This window comes from Paenibacillus sp. FSL W8-0919 (assembly GCF_038003785.1).
Taxonomy (GTDB): domain Bacteria; phylum Bacillota; class Bacilli; order Paenibacillales; family Paenibacillaceae; genus Paenibacillus_AQ; species Paenibacillus_AQ lactis.
The window spans coordinates 6322918-6345829 of sequence record NZ_JBBOPV010000001.1 but is presented as its reverse complement, the minus strand read 5'-3'; the positions used below and the strand labels follow the sequence as shown (position 1 = coordinate 6345829).

At 53.3% G+C, this 22912-nt stretch carries 20 protein-coding genes; 11 read left to right on the top strand and 9 right to left on the bottom strand.

Annotated elements, in window-relative coordinates; genetic code table 11:
* Window positions 1-171: 171 nt before the first annotated feature.
* The 3 genes from chvE to mmsB are packed head-to-tail and all read left to right on the top strand — an operon-like array spanning window position 172 to window position 4004.
* Window positions 172-1257: a multiple monosaccharide ABC transporter substrate-binding protein gene (chvE, locus tag NST44_RS28800; RefSeq protein WP_007130853.1), complete on the top strand. Its 1086-nt coding sequence runs from the start codon at window positions 172-174 to the stop codon at window positions 1255-1257.
* A 45-nt stretch (window positions 1258-1302) separates the two neighbouring features.
* Window positions 1303-2835, top strand: coding sequence for a multiple monosaccharide ABC transporter ATP-binding protein (gene mmsA / locus NST44_RS28795; RefSeq protein ID WP_007130852.1), 1533 nt, complete (start codon window positions 1303-1305; stop codon window positions 2833-2835).
* 2 nt (window positions 2836-2837) lie between these two features.
* The gene (gene mmsB, locus NST44_RS28790) at window positions 2838-4004 is read left to right on the top strand and encodes a multiple monosaccharide ABC transporter permease (protein ID WP_340901270.1); all 1167 of its coding nucleotides are present in this window, start codon (window positions 2838-2840) and stop codon (window positions 4002-4004) included.
* 122 nt (window positions 4005-4126) lie between these two features.
* Here the strand turns inward: mmsB and NST44_RS28785 are convergent, their stop codons facing one another.
* The 4 genes from NST44_RS28785 to NST44_RS28770 all read right to left on the bottom strand — a co-directional run bounded on the left by NST44_RS28785 (window position 4127) and on the right by NST44_RS28770 (window position 7209).
* Window positions 4127-4840, bottom strand: a complete 714-nt coding sequence (locus NST44_RS28785) for a Tat pathway signal protein (protein ID WP_340901269.1) — start codon at window positions 4838-4840, stop codon at window positions 4127-4129.
* Entirely contained in the window at window positions 4837-5715 is an 879-nt protein-coding gene (locus NST44_RS28780) for an ABC transporter ATP-binding protein (protein ID WP_340901268.1), read from the bottom strand. Before NST44_RS28780 ends, NST44_RS28785 begins: the two co-directional genes overlap by 4 nt.
* Window positions 5705-6091, bottom strand: a complete 387-nt coding sequence (locus NST44_RS28775; RefSeq protein WP_040739034.1) for a GntR family transcriptional regulator — start codon at window positions 6089-6091, stop codon at window positions 5705-5707. The genes NST44_RS28780 and NST44_RS28775 overlap by 11 nt, the downstream gene beginning before the upstream one ends.
* A gap of 515 nt (window positions 6092-6606) precedes the next feature.
* Window positions 6607-7209 (bottom strand): M15 family metallopeptidase, encoded by a 603-nt coding sequence (locus NST44_RS28770; RefSeq protein ID WP_213616009.1) that lies wholly within the window; start codon window positions 7207-7209, stop codon window positions 6607-6609.
* A 236-nt stretch (window positions 7210-7445) separates the two neighbouring features.
* On the opposite strand from NST44_RS28770, the gene NST44_RS28765 reads away from it, so the two are divergent.
* The 8 genes from NST44_RS28765 (at window position 7446) to NST44_RS28730 (ending at window position 16483) form a co-directional block, all read left to right on the top strand.
* A complete protein-coding gene (locus tag NST44_RS28765; protein ID WP_340901266.1) occupies window positions 7446-7970 on the top strand; it encodes a hypothetical protein in 525 nt (174 codons plus the stop codon).
* A gap of 241 nt (window positions 7971-8211) precedes the next feature.
* Window positions 8212-9081, top strand: coding sequence for a MurR/RpiR family transcriptional regulator (locus tag NST44_RS28760; protein ID WP_340901265.1), 870 nt, complete (start codon window positions 8212-8214; stop codon window positions 9079-9081).
* 103 nt (window positions 9082-9184) lie between these two features.
* Window positions 9185-10147: an ROK family protein gene (locus tag NST44_RS28755; RefSeq protein WP_340901264.1), complete on the top strand. Its 963-nt coding sequence runs from the start codon at window positions 9185-9187 to the stop codon at window positions 10145-10147.
* A 252-nt stretch (window positions 10148-10399) separates the two neighbouring features.
* Complete coding sequence (locus tag NST44_RS28750; RefSeq protein WP_340901263.1) at window positions 10400-11716, top strand: ABC transporter substrate-binding protein; 1317 nt, start codon at window positions 10400-10402, stop codon at window positions 11714-11716.
* 108 nt (window positions 11717-11824) lie between these two features.
* A complete protein-coding gene (locus NST44_RS28745; RefSeq protein WP_007130842.1) occupies window positions 11825-12754 on the top strand; it encodes a carbohydrate ABC transporter permease in 930 nt (309 codons plus the stop codon).
* Complete coding sequence (locus NST44_RS28740) at window positions 12754-13587, top strand: carbohydrate ABC transporter permease (protein ID WP_007130841.1); 834 nt, start codon at window positions 12754-12756, stop codon at window positions 13585-13587. The genes NST44_RS28745 and NST44_RS28740 overlap by 1 nt, the downstream gene beginning before the upstream one ends.
* A 55-nt stretch (window positions 13588-13642) precedes the next feature.
* Window positions 13643-14332 carry an N-acetylmannosamine-6-phosphate 2-epimerase gene (locus NST44_RS28735; protein ID WP_007130840.1) on the top strand — a complete coding sequence of 230 codons (690 nt, stop codon included), beginning with the start codon at window positions 13643-13645 and terminating at the stop codon, window positions 14330-14332.
* A gap of 231 nt (window positions 14333-14563) precedes the next feature.
* Entirely contained in the window at window positions 14564-16483 is a 1920-nt protein-coding gene (locus tag NST44_RS28730; RefSeq protein ID WP_028406334.1) for a DUF4855 domain-containing protein, read from the top strand.
* A gap of 133 nt (window positions 16484-16616) precedes the next feature.
* On the opposite strand, the gene NST44_RS28725 is transcribed toward NST44_RS28730, so the two are convergent.
* The 5 genes from NST44_RS28725 to NST44_RS28705 form a co-directional block, all read right to left on the bottom strand.
* Window positions 16617-17723 (bottom strand): ArsR/SmtB family transcription factor, encoded by a 1107-nt coding sequence (locus NST44_RS28725; RefSeq protein ID WP_340901259.1) that lies wholly within the window; start codon window positions 17721-17723, stop codon window positions 16617-16619.
* Window positions 17724-17737: 14 nt separating this feature from the next.
* Window positions 17738-19006 (bottom strand): MFS transporter, encoded by a 1269-nt coding sequence (locus NST44_RS28720; RefSeq protein ID WP_340901258.1) that lies wholly within the window; start codon window positions 19004-19006, stop codon window positions 17738-17740.
* Between the two features lie 156 nt (window positions 19007-19162).
* Window positions 19163-20350, bottom strand: a complete 1188-nt coding sequence (locus NST44_RS28715; RefSeq protein ID WP_340901257.1) for a MalY/PatB family protein — start codon at window positions 20348-20350, stop codon at window positions 19163-19165.
* A 28-nt stretch (window positions 20351-20378) separates the two neighbouring features.
* Window positions 20379-21302, bottom strand: a complete 924-nt coding sequence (locus NST44_RS28710; RefSeq protein WP_007130835.1) for an AEC family transporter — start codon at window positions 21300-21302, stop codon at window positions 20379-20381.
* Between the two features lie 491 nt (window positions 21303-21793).
* Entirely contained in the window at window positions 21794-22513 is a 720-nt protein-coding gene (locus NST44_RS28705) for a 3-ketoacyl-ACP reductase (protein ID WP_007130834.1), read from the bottom strand.
* Window positions 22514-22912: the final 399 nt, after the last annotated feature.

The following is a 22912-nucleotide window of genomic DNA, read 5'->3' as shown; positions in this document are numbered from 1 at the left end:
TTCATTTAACCATCCAATCAGGCCACAAAAGTATGAAAATTATAAAAAAGGTTGTATCTGTCGAAAGACCCTTTCCATCCGCGGGTGTATGCTGATTCATACAGAGAGGCTTTTACGGATGGTTAGGATGTAAGCGCTCTCGATCCAACTTTTCGGAAAGGGGAACAACCGATGAAGAGAGGAATGCTGGGTGTTCTTATTGCGGTCATGCTGGTTGCCCTGACGGCCTGTAACCTGGCCGAAACGGATGCCGGCGATGCGAATAAAGGCTATGTCGGGCTTGCGATGCCAACCAAGTCATCGGAGCGCTGGGTGGCCGACGGTAAAAACATGGAGCGGCTGTTTCAGGAAAAAGGCTATAAGACCGATCTTCAGTTTGCGGAGGACGTGATTGAGAACCAGATCGCCCAGATCGAGAACATGATCACCAAGGGCGTGGATGTCATCGTGATTGCATCGATCGACGGCAATACGCTGACGGATGTTATCAAGAAGGCCCATGATCAAGGGATCAAGGTCATCGCGTATGACCGTCTGATCCGCAATACCGAGCATTTGAGCTACTACGCGACCTTCGACAACTTCAAGGTCGGGGTGCTGCAGGCTTCCTATATCGAAGAAAAGCTCGGCTTGAAGGAAGGAAAGGGGCCGTTCAATATCGAGCTGTTCGGCGGCTCGCCGGACGATAACAATGCGTACTTCTTCTATGACGGGGCGATGTCGGTGCTGAAGCCGTATATCGATTCCGGCAAGCTCGTGGTGCGCAGCAAGCAGACGACCATGGCGCAGATCGCGACACTCCGTTGGGACGGCGCGCTGGCCCAGTCCCGGATGGATAATCTGATCAGTGCGAATTATTCGAACGCTCATTTGGATGCGGTCCTTTCCCCTTATGACGGCATCAGCATCGGGATCATCTCCTCGCTTAAGGGTGTAGGGTACGGTACGCCGGATAAGCCGCTGCCGATTATTACGGGGCAGGACGGGGAGCTTGCTTCGATCAAATCGATCGTGGCCGGCGAGCAGACGCAGACGGTGTTCAAGGATACGCGCCAGCTGGCGGAACAGGCAGTAAAGATGGCCGAAAGCGTAATAAAAGGTGAAGAGGCCGAGGTGAACGATACCGAGTCCTACGATAACGGAGTCAAGGTCGTGCCGGCATACCTCCTTCCACCGGTGTCAGTGGACGCTAGCAATGTCGAGAAGGAGCTTGTGGATACGGGCTACTACACGAAGGAAGAAATCGGTTTGAAGTAAATAACGGCCTTATGGATACGAAACAGAAGGGAAGGTGCAGCCCGAATGTCGGAATACATTCTTGAAATGCGGAACATAACGAAAGCGTTCCCAGGCGTGAAGGCGCTGGATAGCGTGAATCTGAAGATTCGCGAAGGCGAAATCCATTCCTTGTGCGGGGAGAACGGCGCCGGCAAATCTACGCTGATGAAGGTGCTGAGCGGCGTGTATCCGCACGGTACTTATGATGGTGATATTTTGTTCAAGGGGAAGGTATGCGAATTCAAAAGCATTAAGGACAGCGAGGACCTCGGCATCGTCATCATCCACCAGGAGCTGGCGCTGATTCCTTACTTGTCGATTGCGGAGAATATTTATCTCGGCAATGAGCGCGCCCACAAAGGCATCGTGGACTGGAACGAGACGATCCGCGGAGCGAAGGAGCTGCTGGGCAAGGTCGGGCTTACGGAAAATCCGAACACGCCAGTGGGCACCATCGGGGTCGGCAAGCAGCAGCTGGTCGAAATTGCGAAAGCGCTCTCGAAGAAGGTAAAGCTGTTGATTTTGGATGAACCGACGGCAGCCTTGAACGAGGATGACAGCGAGAACCTGCTGCAGCTGATGCTGGAATTCAAGAAGCAGGGCATCTCATGCATTCTGATCTCCCATAAGCTGAACGAGGTTTCCAAGGTGTCGGATTCCATTACGATTTTGCGGGACGGCAAAACCATCGAAACGCTGGATATGCACGGCAAAGAGGTCAATGAGGACCGCATCATCCGCGGGATGGTCGGACGGGACTTGACGAGCCGTTATCCGGAGCGTACTCCGAAGGTCGGTGAAGTCATCCTGGAGATCAAGGATTGGACGGTATATCACGAGCTGCAGGCGGACCGCAAGGTGATTGATGGCGCGAACCTCCATATTCGGCGCGGGGAAATCGTCGGCATTGCCGGACTGATGGGATCGGGCCGGACCGAGCTTGCGATGAGCGTGTTCGGCAGGGCATATGGCCGGAATATCAGCGGCGAGCTGTATAAGAACGGGCAGGTCATTCAGAACCGGACGGTGACCGAGGCGATTGCGAACGGCTTTGCCTATGTGACGGAGGACCGGAAGGATTACGGCCTGATTCTGATCGATGACATTAAGCGGAATATCTCCCTTACGGGGCTGCCGAAGCTGGCGAGGAACATGGTGATCGATGAAAGGGAGGAAATCCTCGTTGCCGAGGAGATGCGCAGGAAGCTGAAGATCAAGACGCCGAACATCTTGCAAAAGACCGGCAATCTGAGCGGAGGCAACCAGCAGAAAGTAGTCTTGAGCAAATGGATCTATTCCGAGCCGGACATCCTCATCCTCGATGAGCCGACCCGCGGCATCGATGTGGGAGCCAAGTTCGAGATTTACTCGATTATCAATCAGCTTGCGGACGAAGGCAAAGGGGTGCTGGTCATTTCCTCCGAGCTGCCGGAAATCCTCGGCATTTGCGACCGGATCTATGTCATGAATGCCGGCCGGATCACCGGTGAAGTGAGCAAGGAAGAGGCTTCGCAGGAAACGCTGATGAGATATATGACCAAGAACGGAGGGGCTTAAGCATGGAAACGCTCATGAAATTATTCAAAAACAATATTCGGCAGTACGGAATGATCATCGCCTTGGTCCTGATTATGATCTTTTTCCAGATCATTACGGGCGGGCTGCTGCTTGAGCCGATCAATATTACGAACCTGATCCTGCAAAACAGCTACATTCTCATCCTGGCCATTGGGATGGTGCTGGTCATCATTACGGGACATATTGACTTGTCCGTCGGCTCGGTGGCGGCTTTCGTTGGTGCTGTCGCAGCCGTGATGATGGTCGATATGCAGCTGCATCCGGTGATCGCCGTCATCGCCTCCTTGATCGTCGGGGGATTGATCGGCGCCTGGCAGGGCTTCTGGGTGGCGTATGTGAGAATCCCGGCCTTTATCGTAACCCTTGCCGGTATGCTGCTGTTCCGGGGCCTTACCATGATCGTCCTGGATGGGCAATCGATCTCGCCGTTTCCGGGCGGATTTCAGAAGCTCAGCTCGGGCTTCGTTCCGGATTTCGGCAACACCGGCACCAATCTGGTTGCGATTCTCGTCGGCATCGCGTTTACGGTGATTTATGTCATCAATGAGCTAAGAGACCGTAAATCCCAGAAAAAGTATAACTTCGACGTGCTTCCAGGCGGCCTGTTCCTGCTTAAGCTCGTTCTGATGGCTGCCGTTATAAATGCCTTTACGTTTATGCTGGCAAGCTATGCAGGCCTGCCGAATATTCTGATTTTGCTGCTTGTACTGATCATCATCTATTCCTTTGTCATGAACAAAACCGTGATGGGACGACATATTTATGCCCTTGGCGGCAATGAGAAGGCCGCTGCGTTGTCCGGCGTGAAGACGAAAAAGGTAACATTCTGGGTATTTGTCAACATGGGCGTCATGGCGGCAATTTCCGGCCTGATGTTTGCCGCCCGTCTGAACGCGGCAACGCCTCGTGCGGGTACGAACTTCGAGCTGGACGCCATTGCGGCAAGCTTTATCGGCGGTGCATCCGCCACAGGCGGTATCGGTACGGTGTTCGGCGCAATCATCGGCGGCCTCGTCATGGGTGTCCTGAATAACGGCATGTCCCTCGTCGGACTCGGCATCGACTGGCAGCAGGGCATCAAGGGCCTTGTCCTTCTGGCAGCCGTCGCTTTCGATATTTATAACAAGAAGAAGAGCAGCGCCTCGTAATTGCATTTTGGCGAATATACAAAAAGCACGGCCGGCTCCGCGCAGATATTTAATGTCTGCGGGAGCCGGCCGTGCTTTTTTGCGATAAACGACTAAGCTCTTAGGTGGGGTTCAATACTAGCTTATCTCAGCTTAATCGTCACTTTGCGTGTCAACAAGCGGATCAACACCAGCCCAAGAAGCATGATGACGGCCGACCCGGCAAGCGAAACGTACAGCGGCACGTCAAGGGTGAAGGCAGGCATCCAGCGATCCCATAGCGAGGCCAGTTCGAATTGCCACAGCGCATCCATGAAGCCGACAAGGACGATCGCTATGGCGATGAAGCCTAAACCTCGAATCCAGTCGTGACGGTAGAAGCCGGAGCCGATCATCCATCCCATCAGGTAGTAAACGAAGATTTGGATGCCAAAGGACGCCAGGGCAAGGAACCAGTTGTGCTCGAATGCCTGCAGTACCGGAGAGTTCCCGGTGTCCGAGAAGTTCATCGCTGAGAGCAGCAGGCTGACGGGGCCGACGACGAGCGGAAAGGCAATGGACAGCAGCAGGGCGGCCAAGGCGGCTCCTTTAAAAAAGTCCCTTCTGGTGAAGCCGTGGCGCACATAGAAGCTCAGGAAGCCGAAGGAGGATATAATGCCGATGACCAGCATGAAGCCCTTGGTCGAGCGGTAGATGATGGAGAAGAAATCGTCCTGGGCGATGTTGCTGCTGCTGCCGGTAATCCCAAGCGCGAGGTTAAGGAGGAACACGATAACCAGATATCCTATGGCCCATGAGCCTTGGTGCCAAAACATCTCCATCATTATTCTCGAAGCGGCTGACGTTGGTTGTTTCATGTTCCCTGCTCCTCCCCTGTGATATGGATAAACAAGTCCTGCAGCGAGATCGGACCCAGCTCAAGCCCCGCACGTCTAGCTGCATGCTTGGATTCCTCTCTCAGCTCTCCGTAGACGATGGCCGATTTGGTGGAGCCCAGCTGTTGAACATTCAGCACCTTCAGTCCCGGCGTGAATTCGTCCACCTTCTGCGCTGGTCCCGTAATCGAAACGCCGCGGGAGGTTAACGATTCGTAATCGTCTTGGAGGACGAACCGGCCTTTATGGATGATAATGACCTCCTCGAACAAATAATCCATCTCCGACACGAGATGCGTGGACAGGATGAACGTCCTTGGGTGCCGCTCCTGATCCTCGAGGAGCTCCCGGTAGAAAATTTCCCGGGTGGGTGCATCCATGCCCAGGTACACCTCGTCCAGAATCGTAACGGGCGAGCGGCTGGCAAGCCCGATAGTCACGTTGAAAGCCGACTGCATGCCTTTCGAGAGCTCCTTAAGCGGTTTATCCAGCGGCAGGTTGAAATTACGGGCAAGCCTAAGGGCATATTCCCTATCGAATCGGGGCCGATATCCGGCTACCGTCTCAATCGCCGTTTTGACTTTGTCCGACTCGTCCTTGTAGTCGATGTCATAGAGGAAGGAGACCTCCCGCATGATTTTTGCATTTTCAAACGGCTGCTCCCCGCCTACCTTCACCGTGCCTGATGACGGCTCGCGAAACGAAGCCAGCGCGGACAGCAGCGAGGTTTTGCCTGCGCCGTTCCGTCCGAGAAGGCCGTAAATCTTCCCGCCGTCCAATCGGAAGGACATATCCTTCACGGCCTCAACGTCCCCGTAGCGAATGGAGACCCGGTCGAATTCGATATCAAGATTCATGGGCGTCACGCTCCTTTACTTGGGTGATGATCTCAAACAAATCTTCCGTGGACAGGCCGAGCTTGTCGGCCTCCTGCACCATAGGCACCACATAATCATCTGCAAATGCATTTTTCCGGGTCCGAAGCAGCTGCTCCTTCGCCCCTTCCGCAACAAACATGCCGACACCCCGCTTTTTAAAAATGAGGCCGGATTCAACGAGCAGGTTGATCCCCTTCAAGACCGTAATGTGATTGATTTTGTAAAAGCTTGACAGCTGCGTCGTGGAAGGCACCTGCTCCCCTTCGAGCAGCTGGTCGTTCACGATCTGATCTTCGATCTTCTCCTTGATCTGGAGGAACAAGGGCTTGTTATCCGGATATACCGAGCTGCTAATTCGAATCACCGCCTTGCCGTTGATGTTTCTGTAAAGGTTATATGCTTATATATATGACTATATAACCAAAACGTGCCGAGCATGTCAAGGTCATTTTGGGAAAATTTGCACCAAAGGCTGCTAACCGATTAATCTTAAAGTGAGTAGACGTAATAAAGGGAAGGCTCCAGTCATTGATTGTAGGCTAGCAAGCTGCTGATCTGCTTTCCGACGAATGCTTTACGTTTGTATGTTTGGGCTGGAATGAAGAGGACGTTGCCGAGAGCACGACGCTCATAAAGCTAGCGAAATATTTTGAGAGAATTTATGTGGTCTCAACTCAGAATAGATTCCGTTCCCAACTTCTTGCTATTTATAAAAAATAATCGTCAAGCGTCGTCGTATAACTGCATGAATCTCCCAAAACTCTGTACTTCCTAAACTGCAAAAAGACACATGCGCACACAAGCGCATGTGTCTTTTTGCAGTTCAAAACCTTGAGAAAACAGGCCGGTCCGTGCGTTCACGGCAAATCGTTATTTCGATTTCGCTCCCTCCGAATACTCATGGATATCCGCATCCGGCAGCTTGCCGCGCTGAAGTTCGCGGATCGTCAGCCCGAAATCCATCTGCAAATGCGGATAGTCAGGGAATTTGTCCCAATCGCCGCCCCATTCGAACCCGAGCTCTTTGGCGATGGCCACCACTTCCATCCAGTCGGATTTGCCATTGCTGTTACCGTCGTATTCCATGTCCCAGATGACGCTTCCATCTTCGAGCCTCAAAGCAAAATCGATAGCGAGCCCGTAGTTGTGGAGAGATTGGCCGGCTTTGGCGTTCGTAACGATATCCCCCTCGGTTGTCCGGCCCTGATTGTAGATCCGGGTCTGTTCTTCATGGCTCCGGTATCCGTCGGTGATGACGATCGTGATGCCCCGCTGCTTGGTGAGGCGGACCAGCTCGTTTTTTTGCTTCAACACATAAGGGTGTAGGCCGGTGATCGCCGGCGTTTCTTTTTTACCAAGATCAAAATCCATGTCGTTGATGATGCCGGGAATTGCGGTTTGCATCTGCATATAAAATATGGCGAGCAGCAAGGCGGCCAGGAGGACAAGGGTCTTTCTTCTACGTTTAATCATCGGAGTTTCGTTTCTACCTACTTTCACAAGAATCACTTACGATCAATCTTCTCTCAATCTATTATATCGGCAACCGGGCCCAGGTTCCAACAGCGCCGGACTCCTGACCATAAGCAGGAATGAATAGCAATCCCTGGTTCTTCGCATGCTAAGCAACAAGATGGAAAATGCTTGTCCCAAAACGATGGCGGCGAAATCGTCGCCGGGAAAGCCGGGGCAGGGAAAGGAGAATCGTAATGAGCAGCATTCAACAGTTGCAAGGAACACTGAGTCAGCTGTCCGGCCAATTGGCGGCAGCGGAGCAGAGCGGCAGCATGGAGGAGGTCGGGGTGATTGCGGGCCAACTGGGGCAGCTTCAGACTGCGCTTCAAAGCGCACAAGCGGGGCTTACGTCGGAAGCCTCCGAGTCAGCTAGGCAGGAGCTTGTCAATTGCCGCATGCTTCTGCATAGCATGATGAACGCCGTGGAGGCCATTCAAGCCCGGGCGGCCGAGCAGTACCGCCAGGTTCTTGGCGAGAACAAGGCCGCATTTGAACAGCTGGCTGATGCAGCCAAGCAAAGCGGTTACCCGGAAGCCTACCAGTACAGGCAAATATTCCAGCAAATGGCGGAGGTCAGCCAGCAGCTGCGTCAATTGGACGGCTCCATGCTGGATATGGGTTATCAAATGGAGCGGGGGGCGCAGACCGGGGGCAGCTTGAACGGAGCGATCCCGATTGAAGAGACGACCATGGATACTCATGACGGCTGGACGATTTAACCGGGAGCATGCTTAAAAGGCCAATGAGGGCGGACCCTGCCTTTGTAGCGGGAAGTAAGCTGCTGCGAAAACAATCCCCCTATTTTCGAAGCTTCAGACCCATTTTAGCGAGGGTTCTGCAGGCTTCTTTTTTGTGATTGAAAGAAATATCTTTTTTAATATATAATCAAGGAGAAAATATCCATAAATCTATAGGGAAATGGACTAGATAAAAGAACCATTTGGAAAAGAGGGAGTTGCGATGGCGAGAGTAGGACCCAAACTGAATCAATCCAATACGCTGCTGATGATATCCAGCATCTATTCGTCACTGACCAAGACGGAGAAGAAGGTGGCCGATTACGTCAAGAGTTATCCGGAGGAGACGGTGCTGGCCACCGTTACGGACCTATCGGAAAAGGCGGGTGTCGGCGAAACCTCCGTCATCCGTTTCTGCAGAAAGCTGGGGTTTCGCGGGTTTCATGAGTTCAAGCTGTCCGTCGCCCAGGATTTGGTGGATCGTCCCCAGTCTGTGGTCGATACGGCCATCGATGAGCAGGATGACCTCATGACGGTAGCCCGCAAGCTTACGATGCAGCATGAAATTTTACTGAAAAATACGCTGGATCTCGTAAATGCCGATCATCTGAGAATGGCGGTCGATAAGCTGCTAGCCGCGAGTAAAGTGTATGTTTATGGGGTCGGATCTTCGGGCATTACGGCGCTGGACCTGCATTACCAGCTGATGCGTCTTGGCCTGAACGTCGAAGCGCACCGGGATGCTCATATCATCGCGATGTCGGCAGCTCTGTTGAAGAAGGGGGATCTGGTATTTGCCATCTCCACCTCCGGCAGCACACGCGATCTCGTGGATCCGGTGAAGGAAGCGAAGAAGAACGGGGCGGACGTCATTTGCCTGACAGGACACCTGAGATCGCCGATCGCAACCTATGCGGACACGGTGCTGCTTGTCTCTTCGCGGGAGATGCCGACTGAAGGCGGGGCGCTGGCAACCAAATTCATGCAGACGTATATGCTCAACCTCCTTACGACACTGCTGTCAATGAAGAAGGAGGACGCAATCGAATCACTCGAGAAAACGGCGAGATCGGTAGCCGATAAGCTGTACTAACATCTGTACTAACGTTACTGTACTAACGGTCGTTCCCTTATTCCTAGACAGCAGGCACGAGGCGAATCGATTTTTGGATTATGAAAAGGGAGGTCTTTGCATCATGGAGTATGCGATTGGCGTTGATATCGGAGGAACTAAGGTGCAATTTGCGGTAGTCAACCGGCAGGGGGAAATCGTCAGCCGGTATCTTGTGCCTACCGAAGCGGATAAGGGAGCCGGGCAGCTGATGGATAAACTGCTGTCCGGCATCGACCGTATGATGAATGCTGCGCAGCAGCATGGGGAAGTCTGCGGCATCGGCATTGGCAGTGCAGGTCAGATCGATTACCAGGAAGGCGTTGTTTTGTATGCCGGCGATACCTTGCCCGGATGGACCGGTGTTCCGATTAAGCAGCTCGTGTCGAACCGGTTCGGCCATAAGGTGTATGTTGATAATGACGTGAATGTGATCGCTTTTGCCGAGAAGAGGTATGGTGCCGGCATCGGCTACAGCAATTTTGTTTGTTTGGCGCTGGGGACGGGAATCGGGGGAGCGGTTATGGAATCCGGCCGTCTTCTTCGAGGCGTCTTCGGAGGCGCAGGAGAGCTGGGGCATGTCTGCGTCGATGTGAACGGTCCACGCTGCAGCTGCGGCAATAACGGATGCATTGAGCTGTATGCCTCCGGCAGCGGAATTGCGAGAATAGGTCGGGAGATGCAGGAAAATGGAAGCGCTTTATATTCGTGGAAGCCTCATTCGAGGGAAATTATTCATGCCTGGCTGCACAACGATGAGGGAGCTGCGCTGGTCATGACGAAGGTGATGCGCGCCCTTGGCGCAGCGATTGCGGGATATATCCATACCTTTAATCCTGAGGCAATTCTTATTGGCGGCGGGGTTGCGGAAGCGGGACCGCGCTTTTTCGCGGAGCTGGAACAGGAAGTGGACGTTCGGACTTCTTCGTATATGCGCAAGTGCTGCCGGATTATTCCTGCGGGTCTGGGAGTTGATGCAGGCGTGATAGGGGCAGCGGCTCTGGTATGGAATCATAACGATGAAGGGGAATTAATTTACGTAATTTAGGAGAATAATTCCTCCATTATTAAAATAATTTAAGGAATACATTTTATTTCTATTACATCAAAAGATATGAAAAACCATTGGATACACAAGGGTTTTCGCCGAAATCGTGCTGGGTCAATGAGTTAAAGCGCATACAATGCTCAGAAAATAAGGATTGACTAAAGAAAATACATCCATTATTTTTCTTGTAGGAGGATATTTCCTCCAAAAATTATTTTTCTGGAATCCAGAACATGTTGGAGGGTGAGTCATTTGAAGAAGAACTATAGAAAGAGGTCGTTTCACGCCACGCTGCTGCTGGTACTGGCCTTTTCGGTTGTGCTAAGCGCTTGTTCCGGTTCGAAGGAAGGTGGTCCGGGCAAGGGCGGAAAGGTTGAAATCCAGCTGTGGAGCTCGGCAACCGGAGACGGTGCGAAGCCGATTGAAGCGGCTATAGCCAAATTCAATGAAAGCCAGGGCGACATCGTTGTAAAGACACTCAGCAATCAGGATCACCAGAAGCAGTTGACCGCGATTTCAGGCGGCAATGCCCCCGACATCATCATTACGCAGTGGAACAACATCGGCCCGTGGTCGGAAGCCGGAGCCGTTAAATCATTGGAGGAATTCATTAAACGGGACGGTTACGACACCGGCCAGATTATCCCGGCTGCGCTGGAGCGCATGAAGGTTGACGATGAAATTTATGGGCTTCCGATCTCCATGAGTATGGCGAATAAATTGTTCTATAACAAAGAAGTGTTTGAGGAGGCTGGCCTTACAGCGCCGCCTGAAACGCTGGAGGAATTGTTCGAATACTCGAAGCGGCTGACCAAGAAGGACGACAAAGGCAATATTACGCAAATGGGCTTTATTCCGGATTATCCTTGGATCGATAACGTGTTCTGGCCCATCATATTTAATGGCTCCTGGGTGGACGAAAACGGGAAGCTGACCGCTAACCAGGAAGCAAACGTTAAAGCGATCGACTACCAGATGAGTTACTATAAGGAATTTGGGCAAGAAAGCATCGATAAATTCAAATCGGGCATGGGCGGACTCCAAACGCCGCAGGATCCGATTCTGACCGGCAAGCTGGCCATGATCATCGGCTGGGAGAACTGGTATGTGGACGACCGGGGTGAAGGCAAGGATGTCGGTGTCGCACCGTTCCCTTATCCGGCGGCCAACCCAGAGCTTAAAGGCTCCGGAATGGTAAGCCCGATTGCAATGTTCATTCCTTCCAAAGCGAAGCATCAGGAGGAAGCGTGGAAGGTGCTGCAGTATTTGCTCAGCGAGGACGTGCAGATTCAATACAGCATCGATTTCGGCTCGATCCCGGTTTTGACCAAGGCGCTGGATAATCCGAAGCTGACGCAGAATGAAGAGACGAAGGTGCTGTGGGAATATTATGAAAGCGCTAAAAGTCCGAATTTGAAAGGCTTCCCGAACAGCATTTACATTAATGAATACCTGCAAACCTTGAATGAAGAGACGGAGAAGGCGCTGAAGGGCCAACTTACCGCCCAGGAAGCCATGGATAATGTTGTGAACAAGATGCAGCCGATTGCGGACAAATACAAAAAATAACATGGCAATTTGCCTGCAGGATACCGGGGGAGAAGGATGGTAGATGGAACCTTAGCTCCCGGCATTCCCGGCATGCTTTGCAAGGGTTATTAGGAGGTGAACCCCCGCATGGATCGTTTAAAGCTCCATAGCGGTATCAAGAGCAGGGAGAGAAAGCGGCTGTTCATCGGCCTCATGTTTCTGAGTCCATGGATTTTCGGCTTCCTGGTATTCCAGCTCTATCCCATCATCATGTCGCTATATTACAGCTTTACGGAATATAACATGTTTAACCCGCCGCAATGGATCGGTCTGGACAATTACAACGAGATGTTCCGGGACGATAAAATGTTCTCTTCGCTGTACAATACGGTATTCATGGCGTTGTTCGGTTTTTTTCCGCAGCTGGTGTACGCGCTTGTGATCGCACTGCTGCTGAACCAAAGCGTAAAAGGGCTGTCTTTATACCGCACCGTTTATTTTCTCCCGACACTGGTTCCGGCCGTCGCAGGTTCTCTTCTGTGGATATGGCTGCTGAACGCGCAGTACGGTCTGGTGAATCAAATGCTCGGCGCCATTGGGCTGCCTGAACCGAACTGGCTCATGGACGAGAATTGGACGAAGCCTTCCCTGATATTAATGGGCTTCTGGGGAACGGGGACGATTACGATCATGTATCTGGCCGCCCTTCAAGAGGTGCCGAAAATGTACTATGAAGCCGCTTCGATCGACGGAGCGAACAAGTGGCACAAGTTTTGGCACATTACGCTGCCGGCAATATCTCCGATGACCTTTTTCCAGCTCATTATGGGACTTATCGGCTCATTTCAATATTTTTCACAAGGATATGTGTTCGCGGATTCCAGCAGCCAAGCCATCGGCGGCCCGGGGAATTCGATTCTGTTCTATGCGATTTATCTGTTCCAGAATGCGTTCATGTACCTGAAAATGGGCTATGCCTCCGCAATGGCGTGGATTCTGTTCATCATCGTGCTGCTGCTGACCCTGCTGATCTTCAAATCATCGAGCAAATGGGTCTTCTATGGAGGTGAAAAATAATGAATGCGTCGATCCTGGGCAGAAGGCTTCTCACCCATCTGATCCTGATTTTGGTCGGCTTGATGTTCCTGGCGCCATTCGCCTGGCTGCTGCTGACAACGTTCAAGACGGAGGATGAGATCTTTGTCATCCCTGTGCAATGGTTCCCTTCGGAATGGATCTGGGATAACTACCGCAATGCGGTTCAGATGATCCCGTTCATTAAATACACCTGGAACACTATCGTTATTGCCCTGTTGAGCGTTGCGGGCGTGGTCATCCTTTCGCCGCTCGTCGCTTACGGCTTCTCGAGAATCGATTTCAAGGGACGGAACGTACTGTTCATCATTATGCTCAGTACGCTGATGCTTCCGATGCAGGTGACGATGATTCCGCTGTATGTCGTGTTTAACAAGGCGAACCTGCTGAATTCCAACTGGCCGCTCGTCCTTAGCGCATGGTTTGGAACGGGGATGGCATTTAACGTGTTTTTGATTCGGCAGTTTTTTAACGGGATTCCGATCGAGCTGACGGAATCGGCCAAGATCGATGGCGCATCGGAATTTCGCATCTATTCCCAAATTATTCTGCCGCTGGCGAAGCCGGCGCTGCTCACGATTGGTTTGTTTACGTTTTTGGGAGCATGGGGCGATTTTCAAGGCGCGCTGATTTATTTGAACGACCAGGAGACATGGACGCTCTCCATCGGACTGAAGCAGTTCATCCGGGAAAATTCAGTGGCATGGGGGCCTCTGATGGCGGCAGCAACGCTGTTCACGGTCCCGATCATTATCCTCTACTTCTTCGTGCAGAAGAAATTCATCGAGGGGATTACGATTACAGGCATGAAATAACCGAAAAATAGGCTGCGGAGGGCTGTCATACTAAAACAGATTTAGGAGCTAACTTATGAGGCGGATGATTACAGAAAGAGGATTAGTCGTATCTTGTCAGGCTTATGAAGGTGAGCCGCTCTTCGGTCCCCATCATATGGCGGAGATGGCCAAAGCGGCCGTGCTGGGAGGGGCCATCGGCATTCGGGCGAACGGAACGGCCGACATCGCGGCGATCAAGGCTGTCGTGAATGTGCCGGTGATCGGTTTGTTGAAACGGCGGGTGGGAGACTGCCCCGTATATATTACGCCGACATTGGAGGATGCATGCGCCGTCCATGCCGCGGGTGCGGACATTGTGGCCATTGACGGGACGCGCAGGCTGCGGCCGGACGGGACAACGATTCGGCAGGTCGTAGAGGAACTGACTCGCCTTGGGGTGTGCGTCATGGCGGATGTATCTACCTTGGAGGAGGGGCTGCATGCGGCAGAGCTTGGTGTTCAATATATTTCGACGACGCTGTCGGGTTATACCCCGTACAGCCCCGGAACGAATAAACCGGACATCGAGCTTGTTCGGTGTCTCGCACAGGAAACCAGGCTGCCGGTCGTTGCCGAAGGAAGGTTCACGAGCTCGGAGCAGATGATTCAGGCATTGAACGCAGGAGCTCAATTCGTGGTGGTGGGCAGCGCGATCACCCGCCCGCAGGATATTACCGAGCGCTATCGGAAAGCGATTGAGGACAAGGTTGTATTGAATAGCTAGAAGGGGGTGATCAACGAAGAGGGGATGTGCATTTATTCCGGAAGAACAATACATGTTGAAGGGGTGAGATCATGAAACGGCTCGGATCCGGGAGCAGCGAGTTCTGAGCAAGCTGGCGATCCTAGAGCAGGTTCCACCAAGAAATGAGTTGATAGGCAGCAGCTGCAGTATCTTATGAAGTTGGTCGCAAGCTTAGAAGGAAGAAAGATGACTAATAAGGAGGATGATGATATGAAATCGTCTAGAAAACGGATATCCTTGGTTCTGGCACTCCTGATGATGTTTTCGCTCGTCCCGGCCGCCTATGCGGATGAAGCGAAAGCGGAGGCGCGGAATTTGGCCAGGGATGCGGTCTACATGTGGTCGGAAGCGCCGGAGAGCGCTTATCCCGACCCAGGGAACAAGCTGAATGACGGCGTCTTCGGGACGCGTAACGTGCTGGATCCGGCCTGGGTCGGGCATTTACGGAAGAAGACGCGGGAGGTCGTATTTGATCTCGGCGAGCCGAAATCCATCTCCGGCATTAAAGCGCATTTTCTGCAGGATTGGCCCGGGTCTGCCGTCCTGTTCCCGCTGACCGTTTCGATGTACGTATCGGATGATAATGTTCATTGGGCAACCTTGACCCATAAAGCGACCCAAACGCTATGGATCGACGGACCTCCGGTCGACGAAACCTATGCCTGGGATGCAGGCGCGGACGGCGTGCCTGGCGCGGAGGATGCAAGTCACGCCTACGCACGTTATGTTAAGGTAACGTTCACGATGCATACGAGAGCATGGACCTTCATCGACGAGATCGAAATTACAGGCACCGACGGCCAGTCGAAAGGCGCGGTCCGGGTTCCGCCGGAGGAATTCAAGATGCTGGCGCCGGGCGAAGCCACGGCGGGCATACGGGATTTGTCCCTGCTGTATAACGGGCATTACGCCAATGGAGACGGAGACTGGAGCAAAGAGGACATCATTCCGCAGATCAGTTATGTGAATCAGGATGGCGAGCCGGTCGACTGGTTCTTCGACGGCGTTCTGGTTCTCGGATTGCTGTCGCCGGACGGCAGAGATTTCGGAGGCGGCTCGAATCTGAAGGATTGGAACTGGTATCTTGATAAAACATTTGCTGCGGACGGCGATATGTTCCAGCTCAATGAGGCTACCAAGGAAGCGGGCACCAAGCTCGGCGATCCGGACCACAAAACGAAGGTCGTCGTCATGATTCCCGACCCGGGCGAATACGTAACGGACTTCGGCGATGTGGACGGGGACGGCAAATCCGAGAATTTCAATGCCGGCAGTGTGGGCGAGCAGCAGGCCATGGCCAACAGGCAGAAGGCTGTCCGGTGGTGGATGGATGAAGTGCTTAAGCGTTGGGAGAGCAGCGGATATAGCCACCTGGAGCTTGCCGGGTTGTATTGGCTGTCCGAACAGGTAAGCACGAGCGCTTCGGGACCGGATATGCTGAAATACGTTAACGGCGAAATCCATGCCGAAGGCTTGAAGTCGTTCTGGATTCCTCACTTTCTGGCTTACAAAAGCTATATGTGGAAAGAAGTCGGGTTTGATGCGGTGGCATTCCAGCCGAACTACTTCTTCGAAGAGATGAGCAGCGAACGTCTGGACGATGCGGCCTATACGGCCGAACGGTTCGGAATGGGCGTCGAGATCGAATTCGATGGGCGGATGCTCACGGATCCGGTATTCCGCCAGCGTTACAAGGAGTATCTGGATGGCGGCGTGAAATACGGGTACATGACGGATACGTTCAAAGCCTACTACAAAGGCTCCGGACCGGTGTTGGGCACAGCCGCGGCCAGCGAGGATCCTGAGATCCGGATTATGTACGATTGGCTGTATCAATTCGTGAAGGGAACATATCAGTTGGATAATACCGGCACCGTTCATATGAAAGAGCTGGTGAATCAGCTGGAAAAGGGCGGACAATTCAAAAGCCACGGGGCGGCCCGCTCTCTGACGGCGCATTGGGATTCGGTCGTTCGTTTTGAGGAGCAAGGGAACAAGGAACAGGCCTCCGGCCATTTGGACCGTTTCCTTGAGCTGCTGGAGCAGCATAAGCAGAATGGGCTGGTATCCGGCAAAGCCTATCCGTTGTTGAAAGCAAACGCCGATTATGTGGCTAAACGGCTGCGGTAAGCGCATATAAGGATACTGACAGGGGAACCCGAGGGATTTCAAATTCCAAGGGTTCCTTTTTTTGTTCAATGGAAATGATTTATTTAAAAAAGCACCGTTGGATTTAGCGGACGAACCGGCGGGACCAATACTTCTAATTCTGAAGCAGGCTCGTTTGCAGCAGGTCGAGATACTTCTCGACAGCCTCGCGGTTCATTCGATAGTAGATGCGGTTCGCTTGCTTCTCGATTTGCACGAAGCCTTGCTGGATTAAGGCGTTCATATGGTGGGAGATCGTTGCGGTCGACAGGCCCAACTGCTCGGCAAGCTCCGAGCCGTAAGCCGGCTGACGCCGAATGTACTTTAGAATGGCGAATTTGCTCGGATCGCTGAGCATTTTCAGCGTTCGGCAAATCTCCTCGTCGGATACCGACTGCCGGGCGATCTCCTCCAGCGTTTCAAACAGGACGCCGATGTACAGCGTTTCGGCCTCTGCTGTACCGGTATGGCTGAGGTATGTAACCATATTAAAGCCGATGACTTGCGGAACGATATGGACCTGTTTATCATCCAGCAGTTTGATTTGAAGCTTGCTGTTCAAGCGCTCGATGGGCTTCGAGGCGACCAGTTCCCGGTAACGGGCCTCAAAGCCTTCAAGCAGCGGCGAAACGATGTCCAGCTTTTCGCGGTATAACGAAGCCGCCCGATTCAAGATGGGAAGCAGCTCTTGCATGTACGCATCGTAATTTTGGTAGAGAAGGCTCAGGAGCCATTTCTCCTGCACGTCCACATCGAATGAATCGATCCAATTGATAAGGTCGGCATCGTTTTGCACAACGAGGTCGGCGGAGCCGTCCGCCCCGCTCGCAAACCAATGCTTGAGGTGTCCGGTATATTGCTGGAGCCGTTGTTCCTTCGGCATGGGTACGAGCGGCTTGAAGTCCGCGTCGGGGGCCTCGGGATGAGGCATATACGCATGCAGCGAGGAATGCAGGAGCATTCGGGCGCAGCACCACTTCTCATGACCCTGGCTCCTGAAGAAGAAGGCCAGACGCTCCTCATCGGCGTTGACGCCGTTATACACGTATTCGCCAAGCTCAATGATAGGTTCGAAGGCTTGCAGCAGTTCAGGGGGATCCAGGCGGTATTTATCCTGAAGCCCGCGCAAGACCGCTCTCGTGTCTTCGTTATTCGCATATCGGCAGAGCAATTCCAAGCATTCGAAGAGAATATTCGGCTGTGAATATACCGCGACTTTCATAGGGAAATACTCCTTTACAGCTGTCGTAATGTCTTTATGAAGAGCATACCAACAAACAGCAGGATTGTAAAAATTCCTGTAATCCAGAAGAGCTGTAGCAGGTTCAATTCCGTCATGACGGCCGCGATCAGCATGGATCCGAGCGGGATCGTTACGCTTGCGATCGCGTTGAAAATCGCGCCGACGCGCGATAAGTACGCCTCTTCGATATGCTCCATAAAGGATACGCCGATCACCGTTTCGACGAAGGAAGCGAAAAAGCCGAATACAAGCATGGTAATGATGAGTAAGGTATAGACGAACACGCGCTGGTCCGCATATGCAGCGATCCAGACCCAAATGAGATAACAGGCCCCGATTACGACTCCCCCCGAGATGAACAGGATGCGGGACGACAATGTTTTACGCAGATAAGGGAACAGAATCGCGCCCAAACCAAGACCGATCGTCGAAGAGATACCGGCTGCGGACATTCCGTTCGCGGATAAACCGAGGAAGTCGGTCGTATAGGGAGCCATCATGGAATTGATCGGGATCAAGAAAATGCCGATGGCGCCTCCCAGCAGGCATATCGTAAATACGGTGCGGGTGTTGCTCAGGTAATCGAAGCCTTCTTTAAGCGTATGCATATAACCTATCATATCCAGCTTGAGCCTGCCGCTAATCGATGTTTCTTTACTGTCGATTCCCAGGATGAGAGCAGCCGAAATGATGAAGGTGGCAGCATCGATCAGAATGGCGGTCCCAAGGCCGAACATTCCGATGATCGCGGCAGCGGAGCCGAGGCCGATCAGCTCCATCATTTTTTTGAGCGTCGTATTGAAGGCGATGCCGTGCGGGTACATGGATTTCTGAAGCAGCCGGGGGATGATGGCGAGCCCTGCCGGGATGCGCAGGGATTCCAAAGTCGAATTCATGAAGGTGAGCAGGAGGAGAAGCCAGGGCTGCAGCAGACCAAGCATGAACAGGATGGCCGTCGCTGCCACTGCAAGGCCGCGCCCGATGTCGGCAGCCGCCATGACATACCGCTTGTTCATTCCCTCGACGATCGCACCGGCAAAGGGCTGGAACAGAATGGACGGCAGTGCGTTGACGCCGAAGATGACAGCAACCCAGGAAGCGGAGCCCGTAAGCTGATAGACCATGAGGGAAAATGCGATCATGTCGATGGAGTCGCCGTAACGGTTGACGGCATTGGCGGCCATTAGCTTCATGTACTCTTTTTGGGTTAGTAAATCCCGGTACCGATGTGCTTTTGCTCTTCTTTGCTCTTGTAAGACCATGATCTAACCTTCTTTATAGATATAAATAAAACATAATGGTTAGATGATCGTCAATATAAATGTTAGACAAAAATAAAACTTCCGACTTCGATGCATATAAAAAAGAGAAGCCGTGCACATGGGCACGGCTCCTCTAGCTATGGGACGATCTCTCGCCTATTTCCGCATTTCCCGCCATTGTCGTATCGCATTATGCAAACGTGACATGGCTTCCTCAACCGTAGCCCGGGTGCAGGCTACATTCATACGCATGAAGCCCTCGCCATCCTTGCCGAAGGTCGCCCCGCTGTTTAATCCCAGCTTCGCCTCTTCGACGAGGAAGCGGTTCAGCTTGTCATGCTCCATCCCGAGCGAACGGAAGTCGATCCACAGGAGGTATGTAGCTTCGGGCAGGGCCACGCTCAGCTCCGGCAGATGCTCGCGGATATAATTCGCAACGAGCTCCATGTTTCCGCGAATATAAACCAGCAGCTCGTCCAGCCATGGCCCTCCTTCGCGGTATGCAGCTTCCGTGGCCACTGCTCCGAGCGGCGTAATGGAGCCGATGTGATACCGGTTCAGCACTTTCCGGAAGGTCCGGCGAAGCTGCTCATTAGGAATGATCATGTTGGCTGTGTTCATCCCTGCGATATTGAAGGTTTTGCTCGGCGCAGTACAAATGATCGAGCGAGATGCCGCGTCGTCGGACAAGGCGGCGAACGGCGTATGGCTGCCCTGCTCAAAGATGAGGTCGGCGTGAATTTCGTCGGATACGACAAGCACGTCGTACTGCCGGCACAGATCGGCCAGACGCTCAAGCTCTTCGCGTCTCCACACCCGTCCGACCGGGTTGTGCGGACTGCACAGAATCAGCATTTTTACACGGCCGCCGGCAAGGCTCTTCTCCAGATCCTCGAAATCCATTGCATAGTCCCCTTCCTCCCCGCGAATAAGCGGGTTAAGCACAAGCTCCCGCTCTTGGTCCTTGACCACGCTATGAAACGGAGGATATACCGGCGTCTGAATGACAACCTGATCTCCCGGCTCCGTAAATGCGTCCACGATCAGGCTCAGCGCGGGCACCACGCCGGGGCAGAACTGGATCCAATCCTTTTGAATGCTCCAGCCGTGACGGCTTTGCATCCATTCCGCAATAGCCTCCTGGTACGACTCCGTCGGGAAGGTGTAACCGAACACCCCATGCTCTACCCGGCGGTGAAGAGCCTCCAGCACGGCAGGCGGGGCTGCAAAATCCATATCCGCAACCCACATCGGAAGAGCGTCAGGCACGCCGAATACAGCGGGAACGTTATCCCACTTGTGACAAGCGGTGCAGCTTCGGTCAATGGTCAAATCAAAATTCATATGTCATTTCCTCCTAAGCAAAAATGGATTAGGCTATCGTTTTGGCCAGGGATATCAAGCCAGTAATGGTAATTACATTTAGTATGGTCGAGATGAGCACCGTTTGTGCAGCAAAGTCCGGCTCGTTCTGATATTCTTCCGCGAGAATGGACGAATTGACGCCGACCGGCATCCCCGAGGCGATGATGAGCGCCTGGGCCGGAATTCCCTTAAGTCCGAGCAGGAGGACAAGCGCAATCCCGATGGCGGGAGCAACGAGCAGGCGAAGCAGGACGCTCAAATAGACGTCGAGCCGGCGCAGCCGGAGCGGATATTTGATAATTTGCGCACCGAGCGTCAGCAGGGCGATGGCGACCATCGATTGGTCGGCATAGATCAGCGGCTGCGAGATAAATACGGGCAGCGGCAGGTCCAGCGCATGCAGCGCAATCCCGAGAACGAGCGCGTAAGGGACGGGCATTTTCAGAAATCCGATAATGGCTTGCTTATAGAGGCCGTTCGTCTTGGCGCCCTGAATGGAAATGACGCCGTAGGTGAACGTCAGCAGACTCTGAAAGGACATGATCAGCGCCTGAACCGAGGTTGCCATCGGATCGCCCTTGAAGGCCAAGTTGTTGATCGGAAGGCCATAGTTGCCGGAGTTGTCGAGAATTAGGCTGTTGGTGAACGCGGCCTTCATGCCGCGGTTGAACTTCCGCTGCCGAGCAACCAGCATGCTGATCCCATACAGGACGGCGATATAGAGGGCGTAGAACAAGGCGACCGTCCCCAGCAGCTGGGGCGACATCTCGGACTCGTACATGCTCATGAACACGGCAGCGGGCGTGATGTAATAAAAATTGATTTTGGCGAGTGTGTACAAATCCAGCTTGAATGCATACTGCATCGTTACGCCGAAGCCGATCAGCACGAAGATCGGGAGTACCACTTCCAATAAAATGTCGGCGATCATGCTGTTGTCATCTTCTTTCCCCGTAAATGTAGCTGAAGGTGAATGCCCTCATTGAATGATAAATGCCTTGTCATTATATCATGGCATCGCGAGGTTGACACGAGAGAACCGAGAAGAGGGCTGCATAACCGGGCGTACTTCGGGAAAAGGCCCGTCCTGGTATGTATCGGTATCGAGGGAAACTTGGATCAGGGCAATACTGGATGCTTCATTTATCGTCGTTGTGTCGCGGTAGAACACGCAACGGATGGTACCGTTGCCATGCCCAGGCATGGTCCGACAAAAAAACCTCGGTGTGGATCACAGACGAGAGCTGATCGTCCAAGACGAGATGAAGGAAAGGCCGACTGACCGAAGCCAGGGCAGCTGCGTTTGAGCGCAAACAAAGGGTACCGCTGGTTAGTGCATTCGCGCGGTTAAAGCACAACAAAACGGGTGCCCCGCTGCAGGCGGGCACCCGTTTGGATGAGCTTCGTGAGAGAAGCGGCTTTTTACTGCGGATTCGTTGTCCAGATGCCGGCGGTTTTGACAAACACGCGCTGCGGCAGCTTCAATGCGGCCAGTACAAGCTCGGCCACATCCTCCGGCTGCAGCATACGGTCCTCATCGCCGATCTTCAGCCCGGCATTGACCGCAAGCTCCGTGTTGACGGTGCTTGGCGTCAGGGCGGTGACGCGGATGTTATGCTTTCGTACCTCCTGCAGTACGGCCTCCGTCAGGCCCATGACGGCGAATTTGGAGGCGTTATAGGCCGAGCCGGTCGCAAAGCCCCGCTCTCCGGCCGTGGAAGAGATGTTGATTACGTCTCCCTGACTGCGTTCGATCATGCCTGGAAGCGCGGCGCGGAGCATATGGTAGGTTCCCATCAGATTGACGTCCACGATCCGCTTCCATGCCTCCGGCTCCATCTCCAGCAGGTTGCCGAACTGGGCAATGCCCGCGTTGTTAATCAGAATGTCGACGGAGCCAAGCTCCATGCTTACCGCTGCAAACGCCGCTTCCGCTTCCTCTTGCACCGAAATGTCGGCGACGGCAGCGACAGCTTTTACGCCATACTGCTCTGCGATCAGCGCGCTCAGCGATTCCAGATCCGAGGCGGTGCGGGCTACAAGTCCGACATGTACGCCTTCCTTCGCGAGGGCGATGGCCAGCGCGCGGCCGATGCCTTTGCCTGCGCCGGTAATCAAGGCTGTTTTATTTTTCAGGGTCATGAAACACTCACTCCTTTATTTTGAATAACTTCATATGGTTTTGTTGATCAGTATACCTCGTCAGGCCCTCCTGCGCCAAATGCCGGCAGGTCCATTTGTCCGCACAAGTCCCTTTTAGGGACGTGCACGGCCCCCGGAGCTCCAATTCGCCGGCATAAGTCCCTTTTAGGGACGTGCACGGCCCCCGGAGCTCCATATCGCCGGCATAAGTCCCTTTTAGGGACGTGCACGGCTGCCGGAGCTCCATATCGCCGGCACAAGTCCCTTTTGGGGACTTGCTCGGGCACTGGGGCTCCATTTCACCCGAACAAGTCCCTTTTGGGGACGTGCACGGCCCCCGGAGCTCCAATTCGCCGGCATAAGTCCCTTTTAGGGACGTGCACGGCCCCCGGAGCTCCA